The 14,501-nt window shown below is 59.3% G+C and carries 12 protein-coding genes and 1 pseudogene; 6 read left to right on the top strand and 7 right to left on the bottom strand.

Features of this window, described 5'->3' with window-relative positions; genetic code table 11:
• Positions 1 to 28 precede the first annotated feature (28 nt).
• The 7 genes from AC07UI_RS21535 to AC07UI_RS21505 all read right to left on the bottom strand — a co-directional run bounded on the left by AC07UI_RS21535 (position 29) and on the right by AC07UI_RS21505 (position 7,279).
• Entirely contained in the window at positions 29 to 1,423 is a 1,395-nt protein-coding gene (locus tag AC07UI_RS21535; RefSeq protein WP_494994406.1) for a sigma-54-dependent transcriptional regulator, read from the bottom strand.
• A complete protein-coding gene (locus tag AC07UI_RS21530; protein WP_494994405.1) occupies positions 1,420 to 3,228 on the bottom strand; it encodes a sensor histidine kinase in 1,809 nt (602 codons plus the stop codon). Before AC07UI_RS21530 ends, AC07UI_RS21535 begins: the two co-directional genes overlap by 4 nt.
• A gap of 56 nt (positions 3,229 to 3,284) precedes the next feature.
• Positions 3,285 to 3,830, bottom strand: coding sequence for a dTDP-4-dehydrorhamnose 3,5-epimerase (rfbC, locus tag AC07UI_RS21525; protein ID WP_494994404.1), 546 nt, complete (start codon positions 3,828 to 3,830; stop codon positions 3,285 to 3,287).
• 79 nt (positions 3,831 to 3,909) lie between these two features.
• Positions 3,910 to 4,992, bottom strand: a complete 1,083-nt coding sequence (gene rfbB, locus AC07UI_RS21520) for a dTDP-glucose 4,6-dehydratase (protein ID WP_494994403.1) — start codon at positions 4,990 to 4,992, stop codon at positions 3,910 to 3,912.
• A gap of 258 nt (positions 4,993 to 5,250) precedes the next feature.
• Entirely contained in the window at positions 5,251 to 5,874 is a 624-nt protein-coding gene (locus AC07UI_RS21515) for a DUF3916 domain-containing protein (RefSeq protein ID WP_494994402.1), read from the bottom strand.
• A 32-nt stretch (positions 5,875 to 5,906) separates the two neighbouring features.
• Complete coding sequence (locus AC07UI_RS21510) at positions 5,907 to 6,131, bottom strand: DUF7683 domain-containing protein (protein ID WP_494994401.1); 225 nt, start codon at positions 6,129 to 6,131, stop codon at positions 5,907 to 5,909.
• Positions 6,128 to 7,279 (bottom strand): colicin E3/pyocin S6 family cytotoxin, encoded by a 1,152-nt coding sequence (locus AC07UI_RS21505; RefSeq protein ID WP_494994400.1) that lies wholly within the window; start codon positions 7,277 to 7,279, stop codon positions 6,128 to 6,130. Before AC07UI_RS21505 ends, AC07UI_RS21510 begins: the two co-directional genes overlap by 4 nt.
• Positions 7,280 to 7,496: 217 nt before the next feature.
• Between AC07UI_RS21505 and AC07UI_RS21500 the strand changes: the two genes are divergently transcribed.
• The 6 genes and pseudogenes from AC07UI_RS21500 to AC07UI_RS21475 form a co-directional block, all read left to right on the top strand.
• Positions 7,497 to 10,409: an aminotransferase gene (locus AC07UI_RS21500; RefSeq protein WP_494994399.1), complete on the top strand. Its 2,913-nt coding sequence runs from the start codon at positions 7,497 to 7,499 to the stop codon at positions 10,407 to 10,409.
• A 347-nt stretch (positions 10,410 to 10,756) separates the two neighbouring features.
• On the top strand, positions 10,757 to 11,635 hold the full coding sequence (gene aguB / locus AC07UI_RS21495; protein ID WP_494994398.1) for an N-carbamoylputrescine amidase: 879 nt from the start codon (positions 10,757 to 10,759) through the stop codon (positions 11,633 to 11,635).
• A gap of 5 nt (positions 11,636 to 11,640) precedes the next feature.
• Positions 11,641 to 12,750, top strand: coding sequence for an agmatine deiminase (gene aguA, locus AC07UI_RS21490; RefSeq protein WP_494994397.1), 1,110 nt, complete (start codon positions 11,641 to 11,643; stop codon positions 12,748 to 12,750).
• Positions 12,751 to 12,994: 244 nt separating this feature from the next.
• A complete protein-coding gene (locus AC07UI_RS21485) occupies positions 12,995 to 13,207 on the top strand; it encodes a hypothetical protein (protein WP_494994396.1) in 213 nt (70 codons plus the stop codon).
• Positions 13,208 to 13,571: 364 nt separating this feature from the next.
• Positions 13,572 to 14,267 (top strand): DsbA family protein, encoded by a 696-nt coding sequence (locus tag AC07UI_RS21480; RefSeq protein WP_494994395.1) that lies wholly within the window; start codon positions 13,572 to 13,574, stop codon positions 14,265 to 14,267.
• A 28-nt stretch (positions 14,268 to 14,295) separates the two neighbouring features.
• Positions 14,296 to 14,433, top strand: a pseudogene (locus AC07UI_RS21475) (RES domain-containing protein); the annotation flags it as partial.
• Between the last annotated feature and the right edge of the window lie 68 nt (positions 14,434 to 14,501).

The following is a 14,501-nucleotide window of genomic DNA, read 5'->3' as shown; positions in this document are numbered from 1 at the left end:
ATGCTTTTTCAAGATTAGTCGGCGTGGCTCAATCGAGTTCGTCGGTGCCACTGTTGGCGCCGCCATCGGCGAAGCTCAGACCGTGTTTGCGTAATTTGTCGTGCAAGGTCTTGCGTGGAATACCCAGCGCTTCGGCCAGGCTGCGCAGCGAACTGTGGGAGCGTGCCAGCTCGGCAGCAATCAAGGTTTTTTCGAAGTTTTCCACTTGCTCGCTCAGGCCTGCGCTGATGTTTGCGCTGATCGGCGCAACGCTGCCGTCCGGCGCGCTGTTATCCAGTGCCAGTTCCAGGCCGAGGGCGAAGCGTTCAGCGGCGTTCTGCAGTTCGCGCACGTTGCCTGGCCAGTTATGGCGCAACAGCGATGCCCGTTGCCCCGGCTGCAGTTCGTGAGGCGGCAGACCGTGACGGGTGCTGGCTTCATCGGCGAAGTGCTGAAACAGCATCAGCGCGTCTTCGCCGCGTTCACGCAGTGGCGGGATGCGCAGCGGCGCGACGTTCAGGCGGTAATACAAGTCGGCGCGGAAGCGGCCCTGATCCGCCGCCTGGCGCAAGTCTTCCTTGGTTGCAGCAATGATGCGGATATCCAGCGGGATCAGCTGATTGCCGCCCAGGCGCTCAACCACCCGCTCTTGCAGCATGCGCAACAACTTGACTTGCACATCCAGACTCATGCTTTCGATTTCATCGAGGAACAGCGTACCGCCGTTGGCGAATTCGAACTTGCCGATGCGGCGCTTTTGCGCGCCGGTGAAGGCGCCCGGTTCGTGGCCGAACAGCTCGCTCTCCACCACCGACTCCGCCAGGGCGCCGGCATTGATCGCGACAAACGGCCCGTTACGGCGGCTCGACAGGTCGTGCAGCGCGCGGGCGACTACTTCCTTGCCGGCACCGGTCTCGCCGAGGATCAACACATCGGCTTTGGTCGCCGCCAGGGCGCCGATCTGCTCGCGCAAACGCAGCATCGGTGCCGACTGCCCTACCAACCGGGTGCTGAGTTCATTGCGGTCGCTCAGGGCCAGGCGCAGGCTGCGGTTATCCAGCACCAGCCGGCGCAGCGCCAGGGCGCGGCGCACGCTGTCGAGCAGGGCGTCGCTGGCGAAAGGTTTCTCCAGAAAGTCATACGCCCCGGCACGCATCGCTTGCACGGCCAGCGGCACGTCGCCGTGACCGGTGATCAACAGTACTGGCAGTTCCGGGTCTTGCTCGTGCAGTTCGCTCAGCAGTTCGAGGCCATCCATACCGGGCATGCGAATGTCGCTGACCACCACGCCCGGCCAGTCGCGTTCAAGACGTCCGGCCAGGCCCTTGGCTTCAGCCAGCGGCAGGACTTTCAGTCCGGCGAGGTCGAGGGTCTGGCTCAGGGCCTGACGCAAATGTGGATCGTCGTCGATCAACACCACCTGGATGCGGTTGTCGATGTTCATGCACTGCGGTCCTCGGATGGTTGCAGATTGACTCCTGGCGCACCGGCGCGCAGTCGCAGGGTTAGCAGGGCGCCGCCATCGCGGTGGTTGGCGAACGACAGTTCACCGCCAAAGGCGCGCATCAGGGTGTCGCAGATTGCCAATCCCAGCCCGAGCCCTTGGGTGCGGGTCTTGGTGGTGTAGAAAGGCTCGCTGGCGCGGCCAAGGGCTTCCATGCAAAAACCCGGGCCGTTATCGCGAATGTACAGGTTGACGCCATCGGCGGTGGATTCGGCACTCAACCAGAGTTTGCGTGGCGGGCCCTTTTCGGTCAGAGCGTCGAGGGCGTTGGCCAGCAAGTTGCCGAGCACCTGGCGCAGGCGGGTTTCTCCGGCCTCGACCCACAGGGTGGCGGCCGGCAGGTCGCGGATCAGCTCGACTTCCATGGCGCGTCTGCGCTTGGCCAGCAAGGCCAGCGCGTCATCCAGCGCCGGTTGCAGGGCGACGCTTTCCGGCGCGTGGCGGTCGCGACGGGCGAAGGCTCGCAAGTGGGCAATGATCGAGGCCATGCGCCCGGTCAGTTCGCTGATCAGTTTCAGGTTGCCGCGAGCGTCGTCGATGCGTTCGTGATCGAGCAGAACTTCGGTGTTTTCCGCGTAGCTGCGAATCGCCGCCAGCGGTTGATTGAGTTCGTGGCTGATGCTCGCCGACATCGTCCCCAGCGCCGACAGCTTGCCGGCCTGTACCAGGTCATCCTGAGCGCGCACCAGCTCTTGCTGGGCGTGTTCGCGCTCCAGCACTTCCTGTTTGAGGCGACGGTTGAGGCCTTCGAGGTCGCTGGTGCGTTCGACGACGCGCATTTCCAGCTCACGACGGGCCTTGGCTTCGAAAGCGATGCGCTCCAGGTAATGACGCCGGCGCTGCATCATCAGACCGAGCAACAACATCAATACCAACAGCGTCGCGCCGCCGATCGCGACCACGGTGCGCACCGGGCGGGCGATCAGGGTGCGCGGGGCGAGGATGCTGACGCTCCAACCGGTTTCCTGGATCTGTTGGGTCTGGGTCAGCCAGGCGTCGGGATTGAGGTGCAGAGGCTGCGGGTCGCGGGTCGGGTAGGGCTGGACCGTGATGATCGCCTGGCGCTCTTCGTCAGTCAGCGGACGGGTCGCGCGAAAGCGCCATTCCGGCCGCGAGGTGAGAATCACCACGCCGTTGTGGTCGGTCATCAGCATTTGTTCGGGGGTTTTGCCCCACAGGCTTTCGGTGAGATCGAGGTCAACCTTGACCACCAGCACGCCGATGATCCGCTCGCCATCGCGTACAGCACCGGCAAAGAAATAACCGCGTTTGGCAGACGTCGTGCCCTGGCCGAAGAAGCGCCCCAAACGCCCGGCCATGGCTTCGCTGAAATACGGCCGGAAAGAAAAATTGCGCCCGACGAAGCTGTCGTGTTTGTCCCAGTTGGACGCCGCTAGGGTGTTGCCGGTGGTGTCCATCAGGTACATGACTTCGGCGCCGGTCTGGGCACAGATGTCTTTGAGCAGCTGGTTGGCGTTGTCTTGAGTCACGCGCTGTTGCGGCTCGGCGAGGGCGGCACGCAGGGCCGGCAGATCACCGAGGATTTGCGGCAGCACTTCGTAGCGATGCAGCGTGCCCAGCAGGTTGGCGACGTACAGGTCGAGGGTCTGACGGTTTTGCTCCACCAGTTCGCTGCGGTAATAACGCTCGGCCAGGTGCTCCAGCGGCCACAACAATGGCGCCAGGCACAGTGCGAGCAGTGCCAGGCTGCGCCATCGGGGTCTGCGGGGGAGGGTTGGGGTCATGGGAGTCGAGCGCCTGTGGGTACAGGCGCATTATGCCTAGCCGTGAACGAGAACGCTCACGGGAACAGGTCGGCCTCTTGAAGGGTCTTGCCAGCCAGATCCTTTGCCGACAGCTGCGGCGTTTCACTGAGCTGCCAGTCAATGGCCAGGGTCGGGTCGTCCCAGCGAATGCAACGCTCGGCCGATGGGGTGTAGTAGTCGGTGGTCTTGTAGAGGAATTCAGCGAAGTCGCTCAGCACCACGAAACCGTGGGCAAAACCTTCCGGAACCCAGAGCTGGCGATTGTTTTCAGCTGACAAACGCACAGCAACCCAGCGACCAAAATTCGGCGAACTGCGGCGGATGTCCACCGCTACGTCGAGCACTTCACCGGCAATAACGCGCACCAGTTTTCCCTGGGTGTTTTCAAGCTGGTAGTGCAAGCCGCGCAGCACACCTTTTTGCGAGCGGGAATGATTGTCCTGAACGAATTGTGTGTTCAGGCCGGTCGCCTCCTCGAAAGCCCTGGCATTGAAGCTCTCGTAGAAGAAGCCGCGCTCGTCACCAAATACCTTGGGTTCGATGATCAGAACACCGGGCAGGTCGGTGGTGACTACATTCATTGGTTTTCTCCAGCATTAGTGAACAGGTAATGGCCGTGATCGGCGTGCCCAGAGTGAGCATGATAGAGCAGTGCCTTGATCAGGCGATCAGATCTTTGAAGTCGCTGGCACCCAGGCGTTCGCCTTGATAGCTGCCGTCCTGGACCCGTTGGCACCACTCCAGGTTATCCAGATACCACTGTACCGTTTTGCGCAGACCGGTTTCGAAGGTTTCCTCGGGAACCCAGCCCAGTTCGCGCTCGATTTTGCTGGCGTCGATGGCGTAACGCAGATCGTGGCCCGGACGGTCCTTGACGAAGGTGATCAGGTCGGCAAAATTCGCAACGCCAGCAGGGCGCTGTGGCGCCAACTCTTCCAGCAGGCTGCAGATACCACGCACCACGTCGATGTTCTTCTGTTCGTTATGACCGCCGATGTTGTAGGTCTCACCGACTACACCTTCGGTTACCACTTTGAGCAGCGCCCGGGCGTGATCCTCGACGAACAACCAGTCGCGCACTTGCAGACCGTTACCGTACACCGGCAGTGGTTTGCCTGCCAGCGCGTTGAGGATAACCAGCGGGATCAGCTTCTCGGGGAAATGGAACGGCCCGTAATTGTTCGAGCAGTTGGTCAACAGCACAGGCAAACCGTAGGTGCGCTGCCAGGCGCGAACCAGGTGGTCGGACGCGGCTTTGCTGGCTGAATAGGGAGAGCTGGGCGCGTAAGGCGTGGTTTCGGTGAACAGGTCATCGACGCCATGCAGGTCACCATAGACCTCGTCGGTGGAGATATGGTGAAAACGAAAGGCGGCTTTCTCGGGCTCGGCCAATGTCTGCCAATAGGCACGAGTAGCCTCCAGCAGGCTGTAGGTGCCGACGATGTTGGTCTGGATAAAATCCGACGGACCGTCGATGGAGCGATCGACATGGGATTCGGCCGCCAAATGCATGATGGCATGGGGCTGAAACCGTGCCAGCACGGCGCTGACGGCGGCCTGGTCGACGATGTCGGCCTGTACGAACTCATAGCGGGTGTCAGTGGCGATGCTGGTCAGCGACTCCAGATTGCCGGCGTAGGTCAGCTTGTCCAGGTTGAGCACTTCGTGTTCGGTGTGCTGGATCAGATGACGGACCAAAGCCGAACCAATAAAACCGGCGCCGCCGGTAATGAGAATGCGCATGTCAGGAGCCTTCTTCCGTAAGACGGGTTATAGAGCGAATGGGGCATAGCTTGTCGGCAGGTGAGGGGCGGTGCAAGAGGGGCGTTGGTCAGATTTTGGAGAAGGTTCGGGATTGAGGTCGTTTGGGAGGACGCTTTCGCGGGCAAGCCACGCTCCTACAGGGGACGGTGGCGCTTTTCTAGGAGCGAGCGGTGCGGCGATCCGACTTGCCCGCGATGGCGATAGTGCTACCACCTTGATGCTGGGCTTACCCAGTGCTTATTGTTCCTGGCTGAAAAACATCGGATTTTCTGCACGGAAGGTTTTAAAGGTCTTGTGCCTCCAACGTTCCTCTTCGGAGCCATCATCGGCTTCATCGACCTCGCCAAAGTACCAATGCTCGGACTCAAACCTTTGCCCATCCTCATCCTCGTGAACAAAGTGGAACCCTGCTTCATTCATTCCGGCAGGAAGGGTTAAACCCCAGTCTGCGGCGAGGCTTTTGTCGGTGATACGGGTTTGGCAGAAGTATTCGTAGTCGAACGGTAATACATGGCCGCGATAGCGGCTCATGTCGGTGTAGATGCATATTTCACTGGAGAACATGGAGGGAGTGATAACGCAGGCGACTACTCGACAGTTGATAGTATTGTCAGGTCTGGCCTGGAGTAGGTGGTGGGCGGCATTGATCAGTTGTTGGGCGCATTCTTTCTGGATGGCGAAGGTTGTTTGTTTTCCTTCTACCAAGGTTTCCAGAACAGGGATCTTGTCCTTGAGATAACCATCTTCCAAAGACAGATCTTCGGGGAAGTATCCTTTGTAGCTGGCTGCCCACCGGATCAACGCCCTGAGGCGTCTTGGGATGTTGCGTACTTTTTTGTCTGAAAGTGCAATTCGGCGCATAAGTAGTGTTCTATGTCGTGGTCTAGTTGGATTTATGCGTAGCTGGTTAAAAAAAGCTCTAGATTCTTGGGTAACTCCAATGAACAGGCTTTTTCTATATCGCTGATCTGTTGTTCGGTTAGGTGATAATCGAAGGCGCATTCATCCGTATCGTCCCACCCCATAATTGGCATTAGTTCAGTTGCAGAAAGAGGAAGCTCTTTCTCAAAAAATGGAAAGTCCTGATCTTGCGGAACGCCCATAATTACATGTCTCATGGTTCTACCCATCTTGTTGGATCAGCATCTTTCGTCTGTTCACCAGTTATATGGTTGAACTCGCCGAGATGTTTTCCTCGTTTAGTGTACTTTTCTACTGCCTTACTTTCTGAGTCCCATTCGTAAATTTTTCCGTCCGGATCCTTCCAACGGGCACGTTTACCACCTCCGCCTCTAATTGGTGTTTTGGGTTTCGCCCATTTGGCGCTGGGGAACGCTGGCAGAAATGTGGGTTTCGAGTGGTACTTATGATCAGGGTCTACAAGCCCATTTCTCCGTCCACTCACCACCACATAAAGCGGCCTAACCCCCGAATCCGCCGGGAACACCAGGATGAAATCCTGATACTCCGGTGGGTAGATCGGGTTGACCAATATGTCGTTGCTGGCCTCGGTTGGAGGATAGACCCAGATGTTCGGTGCTTGTGGCGCGGCTTCCAGTGCCGGGATGCCTAGGGTGTCGGCGGGGTTGAGGGCTGGGGTCCAGATCAGTTCCAGGCCGTCGCCGAGCACGGCTACTTGTTGGCTGCCGCGGGGCTGGAACTGGATGATGTCGATCATTTGCCAGTCGGCGTTTTTGCCGGTGTAGAAGCCGTAGCCCTTGAGCGTGCCGTCGGCTTGTTGTTCGACGTGCAGGCGCACCCGTGAGTTGGCTTGCTTGAGCGAGCGCAGCTGTTCTTCGTTGTAGAGGGCGCTGTCGCCGAGTTCGGAGGGCCAGAGCAGGGCGACCAGGCCGGTCAGCAGGCCGGCGGCGACGGTGCCGCCGGCTGCTACTGTGACACTGCTGACCGATAATCCGGCCAGAGCAAGACCACCCAGGCCGACCGGTAATGCACTGCCACTGATTTTCTTTAGCGGGACGGCGCCGCAGCTGTCGGCCTCACGTGCGCCCAATAATGCGAAGTGGCCGTAATCCTTCAACGCATCCAGGGGGACGAAACCGGAGGGGTTGGCGTAGTTGATGATGCCGTCTGGCAGGTTGCAGGACTTGGCGAAGACACAGCCCAGTGGTGTTACGGGCTCAGGATCAGATGGCGTGTTCTCGAAGAGCTCGGCAATGGGTGGATACAGTTCTGCCGACGGCTGCGGTGTCAGGATGCGGCGGCGCAGTTGATCTTTGTAGGTCAGTGGGTATGAGCGTTCTGGCATGAGTGACTGGCTTCCCTGTCCAAGGAAGTCAGCCTATGGGCAGGGGTAAAAGCCGAACATTCCTGCCATTCGACGTATGGCGTAGGAAAGGTCTTTGAATGGCTGGCGCACTCAAACACTCATCCGGTTCCGAGGACTGACCTGCATCAAAGGGGGTTGCGTATCGGCGGTCGCAGTGGCGATATAGATGCCTTATAAAAATTCCAGAGGTCGTTGTATGTCGCTCGCCACGTTGATTCATCGCGCCAGTTTGCCGAGTCCGCAGGTCACTGCGCAGCAAGCGCTGCAACTGCTGCAGGTGCATTACGGTCTGAGCGCAACGCTGCACTCGCTGGGTAGCCAACAGGATCTAAACTTTCGGGTCGACAGCGACCAGGGCCGTTTCGTCCTGAAAATCTGTCGCGGCGACTACGCGAGGATTGAGCTTGAGGCCCAGCACGCGGCTCTCAATCATCTGGGCGCGCACCCCGAGCTTCATGTGCCACGGGTGATTGCGGCAAACAACGGTGAAGACCTGCTTTCTCTGGACGTGGCCGGGCAAGCGGTGCACGTGAGGTTGCTCGATTACATCGAAGGCCAGTCGCTGACCCACCTCAAGCACTTGGGGCATGAGCTGGTGTCCGGCCTGGGGCAACTCTGTGGAAAGATGGATCTGGCCCTGGCCAGCTTCCAGCACCCGGGGCTGGAACGCGCACTGCAATGGGATGCCCGTCACGCCAACGCACTGATCACCCATCTATTGCCGGTGATCACCCATGAACACCAGCGAGCGTTGATTGCCGAGGCCGCGCTGCACGCCGAGCGTCGTTTGCAACCGCTGGTGGCGAAGCTGCCGGTGCAGGCGATCCATATGGACATCACCGATGACAATGTGGTCTGGCAACGGGACCAGCAGCGCCACTGGCAGCTGCAGGGCGTGATCGATTTCGGCGACTTGATTCGCACCTGGCGCATTACCGATCTGTCGGTGACTTGCGCTGCTCTGCTGCACCATGCCGACGGTGATCCATTCTGCATTCTTCCAGCGATCCAGGCGTATCACGCGGTCAATCCGTTGCAGCATGAAGAGTTGCTGGCGCTCTGGCCGTTGATCGTCGCCCGTGCGGCGGTACTGGTGCTCAGCGGGGAACAGCAGGTCAGCATCGATCCGCAGAACCAATACAGCCGCGACAACCTCACTCACGAGTGGGAAATTTTCCGCGTAGCCACCTCGGTTTCGTTCGAACTGATGGAGGCGGCGATCCTCACGGCGGTAGGGCATTCGCTGCCACTGATTGCCAGCGAAGGTTTTGCGCCGTTGCTGCCGAGCCTGGTGGGACGCGAATTCGCCTTGATTGACCTTGGCGTGCTCAGCCCGCATTTCGAAGCTGGCAACTGGGAGCAGGAGGGGATAGACGAGCGTTTGCTGGCTCAAGCCGCCGCGACTCACGGCCTGGCGGCCAGTCGTTATGGGCAATACCGTTTGTCCCGGACTCGCCCGGACAGTGCCACTGAACCGGACACCTGCCCGCTGCATGTGCAATTGCAGGTACCGCGAGGCACCGCCGTGGAGGCGCCGTTTGCCGGTGTTTTGCACGTGGCGGCCGATGGTGCGTTGCGGCTCGATAGTGCGCAGTTGAGCGTGCGCTTGTGGGGCGTCAGCCCTTCGCTGCATTCGGGAGCCGCGCTGGTCAAAGGCCAAGTGCTGGGCGAGGTCGAGGGTGCATTGCGGGTGCAGTTGTGCCGAGGCCTTGAGCTCAGCCCGCCGTTGTTCTGCACACCTTCACGGGTACCCGCCTGGCAGGCATTGTGCCCTTCTCCGTCGGCACTGTTGGGGCTGGCCTGCGATGCTGAACCCGAACTCGACCCGCAAACCCTGCTGGCCCGCCGCGACGCCAGTTTTGCCCGTTCGCAAAAACACTATTACGTCGACCCGCCGCGCATCGAACGTGGCTGGCGCAATCACCTGATCGACATGCAGGGCCGCTCCTACCTGGACATGCTCAACAATGTCGCGGTACTCGGCCACGGTCATCCGCGCATGGCCGCTGAAGCCAGCCGACAGTGGTCGCTGCTCAACACCAACTCGCGTTTCCATTACGCGGCAATCGCCGAGTTCTCCGAGCGCTTGCTGGCGCTGGCGCCGGATTCCATGGACCGGGTGTTCCTGGTCAACAGCGGCACCGAGGCCAATGACCTGGCGATCCGTCTGGCCTGGGCCTACAGCGGTGGGCGTGACATGCTCAGCGTGCTGGAGGCCTATCACGGCTGGTCGGTGGCCACCGATGCAATTTCCACCTCGATCGCCGACAACCCGAAAGCCCTCAGCACCCGCCCGGACTGGGTGCATCCGGTGACCGCACCGAACACTTATCGTGGTGAGTTTCGCGGCCTCGACAGTGCGCCGGACTACGTGCGCGGCGTCGAGCATAATCTGGCCAAACTGGCCGGGCAGAATCGCCAACTGGCCGGTTTCATCTGCGAACCGGTGTATGGCAATGCCGGGGGGATTTCGTTGCCGCCCGGCTACCTGCAACAGGTGTATGCACTGGTTCGCGCGCAGGGCGGTGTGTGTATCGCTGACGAAGTGCAGGTCGGCTATGGCCGGATGGGCAAGTTCTTCTGGGGCTTCGAAGAGCAGGGCGTGGTGCCGGACATCATCACCATGGCCAAAGGTATGGGCAACGGTCAGCCATTGGGCGCGGTGATCACTCGTCGGAAAATCGCTGAAGCGCTGGAGGCTGAGGGCTACTTCTTCTCATCGGCAGGCGGCAGCCCGGTCAGTTGCCGGATCGGCATGGCGGTGCTGGATGTGATGGAGGAAGAGAAACTGTGGGAAAACGCGCAGATTGTTGGCGGACATTTCAAGGAGCGTCTTGAAGCGCTGATCGACCGTCATCCTCTGGTCGGCGCGGTCCATGGTTCAGGCTTCTATCTGGGAGTGGAGCTGATCCGCAACCGCGAAACTCTTGAGCCGGCCACCGAAGAAACCACCGCGCTGTGCGATCGCTTGCGTGAGCTGGGAATCTTCATGCAGCCGACCGGCGACTACTTGAACATCCTCAAAATCAAACCACCGATGTGCACCACGCGGCAAAGCGTGGATTTCTTTGTCGATACCTTGTCGAAGGTGTTGGAAGAAGGGTTATAAAAACGCTGAACAAAGATCATTCCCACGCAGAGTGTGGGAACGATCAAATACCCCCTGTGGGAGCGAGCTTGCTCGCGATGAGGCCGGTACATCCGATATCAATGTTGACTATCAGATCGCCATCGCGAGCAAGCTCGCTCCCACAGGGATTGCGTTTAAGTTCGATTGTTATCGGGAATATTTGAAATATTTTCGATGGGTGGAGATATAAATACTGTTAAAGCCGATTTTTATCGGCTATAAAGTCGCCATAACTCAAGGTGTGGGTAATCCACGCCTCACTGTTCCTATTTCTGTCGTCGGTCGATGCCAATATCGACCCGATGCACCTGCCCAGGAGATGATTCATGAGCCGTATCGTTACCGTCGCCGCCACCCAGATGGCCTGTTCCTGGGACCTTGAAGCCAACATCGAGACCGCTGAGAAGCTGGTCCGTGAGGCCGCTGCCAAAGGCGCGCAGATCATCCTGATTCAGGAACTGTTCGAGAGCCCGTATTTCTGCCAGAAGCCGAATCCGGACTACTTGCAGTTGGCCACTCCGGTTGAGACCAACGTCGCCATCGCGCACTTCCAGAAAGTCGCCAAGGAGCTGCAGGTTGTATTGCCGATCAGCTTCTTCGAACTGGCTGGCCGTGCACGTTTCAACAGCATCGCGATCATCGATGCCGACGGCAGCAACCTCGGGATTTATCGTAAAAGCCACATCCCGGATGGCCCTGGCTACCACGAAAAGTACTACTTCAACCCGGGCGATACCGGCTTCAAAGTCTGGAATACCCGTTACGCGAAGATCGGTGTCGGCATCTGCTGGGACCAGTGGTTCCCGGAATGCGCCCGTAGCATGGCGTTGCAAGGCGCGGAAATTCTGTTCTACCCAACCGCCATCGGCAGCGAACCGCACGACAAGACCATCTCGTCCCGCGACCATTGGCAGCGTGTGCAGCAAGGCCATGCCGGCGCCAACCTGATGCCGCTGATCGCCAGCAACCGCATCGGCAATGAAGAACAGGACGGTTACGACATCACCTTCTACGGCTCGTCGTTCATCGCCAACCAGTTCGGCGAGAAAGTCCAGGAGCTCAACGAAACCGAAGAAGGCGTGCTGGTCCACAGCTTCGACCTCGACGAGCTGGAACACACCCGCAGTGCCTGGGGTTCGTTCCGTGACCGTCGCCCGAACCTGTACGGCGCGATCAAGACCCTCGACGGTTCGCTGGAGTCCTGATCGCCATGAGCACTTTGCAAAGCACGCCTCGCGCCGACGGCTTTTACATGCCGGCCGAGTGGGCGCCGCAGACTCAGACCTGGATGATCTGGCCTGAGCGCCCGGACAACTGGCGCCTGGGCGGCAAGCCGGCACAGGCCGCACACACGGCGGTGGCCAAGGCCATCGCCCGTTTTGAACCGGTGACCGTAGCGGTGTCCGCCGGGCAGTACGAGAATGCTCGGGCGCGTCTGCTGGATGTGCCGAATATTCGCCTGGTCGAGATGTCCAGCGACGACGCCTGGGTCCGTGATACCGGTCCAACTTTTGTCATTAACAACAGCGGCGAAGTTCGTGGCGTCGACTGGGGATTCAACTCCTGGGGCGGCTTCGACGGCGGTTTGTATTCGCCGTGGAACCGTGACGAGCAGATTGCCGGCAAAGTGCTGGAGATCGAGCGTTGCCACCGTTACTGCACCGAAGGCTTCGTGCTTGAAGGCGGTTCGATTCACGTCGACGGCGAAGGCACGCTGATCACTACCGAAGAATGCCTGCTTAACCGCAATCGCAACTCGCACCTGAACCGTGCCGAGATCGAAGCGGTACTTAGCGCGCAACTGGCTGTGGATAAGATCATCTGGTTGCCGGACGGTTTGTACAACGACGAAACCGACGGCCATGTGGATAACTTCTGCTGCTATGTGCGTCCGGGTGAAGTGCTGTTGGCCTGGACCGATGACCCGCAGGACCCGAACTACTCGCGATGCCACGCGGCGATGAACGTGCTGCAAAGCAACCGCGACGCCAAGGGTCGCACCTTTACAGTGCATAAAATGCCTATTCCTGGGCCGCTGTATGCGACCGAGGAAGAGTGTGCCGGTGTCGATCCAGTGGACGGCACTCAAGAGCGTAATCCTTCGGTGCGCCTGGCGGGTTCCTACGTCAACTTCCTGATCGTCAACGGTGGCATTATCGCGCCAAGCTTCGACGATCCACTGGATAACCAGGCCAAGGAGATTCTCCAGAGCCTGTTCCCGCAGCACGAAGTGGTCATGGTGCCCGGCCGTGAACTGTTACTGGGTGGCGGTAATATCCATTGCCTTACCCAACAACAACCGGCGCCGCACAAAAGTTGAGTGAGGTTGTAACAGCTGGCCTCGTCTGAGGGACGATATCAGCGGTAAATTCAATCGCACGACCCGCCTCAAGCCCGCAGCCCGTCAGGACTGCGGGCTTTTTTGTACCCGCGTTCAAACAAACGGACACATTGGCATAGCTCTTGTATCTGTTTGAGTGTCATTCACGGACGTGAAGAACTGCGATGTTCTGTCATAAACCTTGGATAAGTTAGCCGCTCACAAACCGGGAGAGAGCGCTGAAATGAACGCCGAAATGAACGTGGTCAGCGAGCGGGCATCCCATCCCTTGGCAATAAATAGCGAATCGCTCCAGGTTCTGGTGCACTGGTTGAAGTCCAATGGAACGCGTCAGATCAGAAACTCTGATCCGCGCCGGATGATGATCGAGCGCTACCCCGCTGGTTTATTCAGCGAGGCGGAACTGGACGCGTTGTGGGATGTGATCGAAGGATAAGAAAACAACGGATTGGTAAAAGCGCTGCCTGGAAGGCGGCGTTTTTTTTGTCTGGCGTAAGCTCCCCCCGTAGCAGCTGCCGAAGGCTGCGTTCGGCTGCGCAGCAGTCGTAAACCTGACCCCGCGGTTTTTCAGGTATACCGAGGTGCCTGGTTTTGCGAGGACTACGGTCGAGCGCGACCCCGGCCCGAACGCAGCCTTCGGCAGCTACTACGCGGATTATGCATATGTCCAAATACATTGGTTCTGCGCGGCATTCGACCGATTCGCGAAACAAACTAAAAGCCATTCCAGCGTTTTTCACTGGCGAGCAAGGGATTAGGCTGCCGACATCGAATTTTCACGACTTCAGCTGGAGCCGATCATGTCTGCTGCAACCCTTCACTATATCTACGACCCTCTGTGCGGCTGGTGCTATGGCGCCAAACCCCTGGTGCAAGCGGCGCAGGCTGTTTTGCCGGTCATCGCCCATGGCGGCGGCATGATGACGGGCAATAATCGTCAGAGCGTTTCGCCACAGCTGCGCGATTACGTGATGCCCCATGACCGGCGCATCGCCGAATACACCGGGCAGCCGTTTGGCGAGGCGTATTTCGAAGGCTTGCTGCGCGATCATTCGGCGGTCTTCGATTCGGCGCCGCCGATTGCGGCTGTCCTGGCTGCCGAGCAACTGGCCGGGCGTGGTCTTGAGTTGCTAGGGCGTTTGCAGACGGCGCATTACGTCGAAGGTCGACGCATTGCCGATAAAGACGTTTTGCTGGAGCTCGCCAGGACTATCGGTTTCGAGCCTAAAGCCTTCGATATAGCGTTCGAGGAGGCCGCTGCGAGCGCAACCCAGAACCATATCAAGGAAAGTCGCGCACTGTTGGCGCAGGTCGGTGGCCAGGGTTTCCCGACATTGGTGCTGGAGCACGAAGGCACGTTCACGCTGATCGACATCGGCCCCTGGCTCGGCAAACCCGAAGCCTTTGCCACCTGGCTGAGCGAGTCGGTCGGTACTGCGGCGGTCGAATCCTCATCGAGCATTCAGGCCTGTGGTCTGGATGGTTGTGCACACTGAACCCACTCAATAGGCTATCGCGGGCTGAAGGCTAAACGGCCATGAATGCATCGCCGCCTTGCGCCCACCCGCGGTGTCGATCCCGCTGCCAGGCAAGCATATTCGCTACGTCTGGAGTGCCAGCAGCCGAAAAATCTCGTTTGTGTTCGAGATCAACGAGGTTTAAACCGAGAAGCCCGGCGGGCGTAAACCCAGCGACGTCCTTGTTTCTGCTGAACACCCATTCAGCCAATG

It is taken from the genome of Pseudomonas sp. GW821-FHT04C07 (genome assembly GCF_059420325.1).
The sequence above is the reverse complement of the archived record's forward strand: the minus strand, read 5'-3'. Positions and strand labels throughout refer to the sequence as shown.

Bases quoted from the DNA above. Each gene is read 5' to 3' on its own strand.
- aguB (WP_494994398.1), top strand. From the start codon at position 10,757: ATGAGCCGTATCGTTACCGTCGCCGCCACCCAGATGGCCTGTTCCTGG.
- aguA (WP_494994397.1), top strand. From the start codon at position 11,641: ATGAGCACTTTGCAAAGCACGCCTCGCGCCGACGGCTTTTACATGCCG.
- rfbB (WP_494994403.1), bottom strand. From the start codon at position 4,992: ATGCGCATTCTCATTACCGGCGGCGCCGGTTTTATTGGTTCGGCTTTG.
- AC07UI_RS21480 (WP_494994395.1), top strand. From the start codon at position 13,572: ATGTCTGCTGCAACCCTTCACTATATCTACGACCCTCTGTGCGGCTGG.
- AC07UI_RS21500 (WP_494994399.1), top strand. From the start codon at position 7,497: ATGTCGCTCGCCACGTTGATTCATCGCGCCAGTTTGCCGAGTCCGCAG.
- AC07UI_RS21530 (WP_494994405.1), bottom strand. From the start codon at position 3,228: ATGACCCCAACCCTCCCCCGCAGACCCCGATGGCGCAGCCTGGCACTG.
- AC07UI_RS21505 (WP_494994400.1), bottom strand. From the start codon at position 7,279: ATGCCAGAACGCTCATACCCACTGACCTACAAAGATCAACTGCGCCGC.
- AC07UI_RS21535 (WP_494994406.1), bottom strand. From the start codon at position 1,423: ATGAACATCGACAACCGCATCCAGGTGGTGTTGATCGACGACGATCCA.
- AC07UI_RS21515 (WP_494994402.1), bottom strand. From the start codon at position 5,874: ATGCGCCGAATTGCACTTTCAGACAAAAAAGTACGCAACATCCCAAGA.
- AC07UI_RS21510 (WP_494994401.1), bottom strand. From the start codon at position 6,131: ATGAGACATGTAATTATGGGCGTTCCGCAAGATCAGGACTTTCCATTT.
- rfbC (WP_494994404.1), bottom strand. From the start codon at position 3,830: ATGAATGTAGTCACCACCGACCTGCCCGGTGTTCTGATCATCGAACCC.
- AC07UI_RS21485 (WP_494994396.1), top strand. From the start codon at position 12,995: ATGAACGCCGAAATGAACGTGGTCAGCGAGCGGGCATCCCATCCCTTG.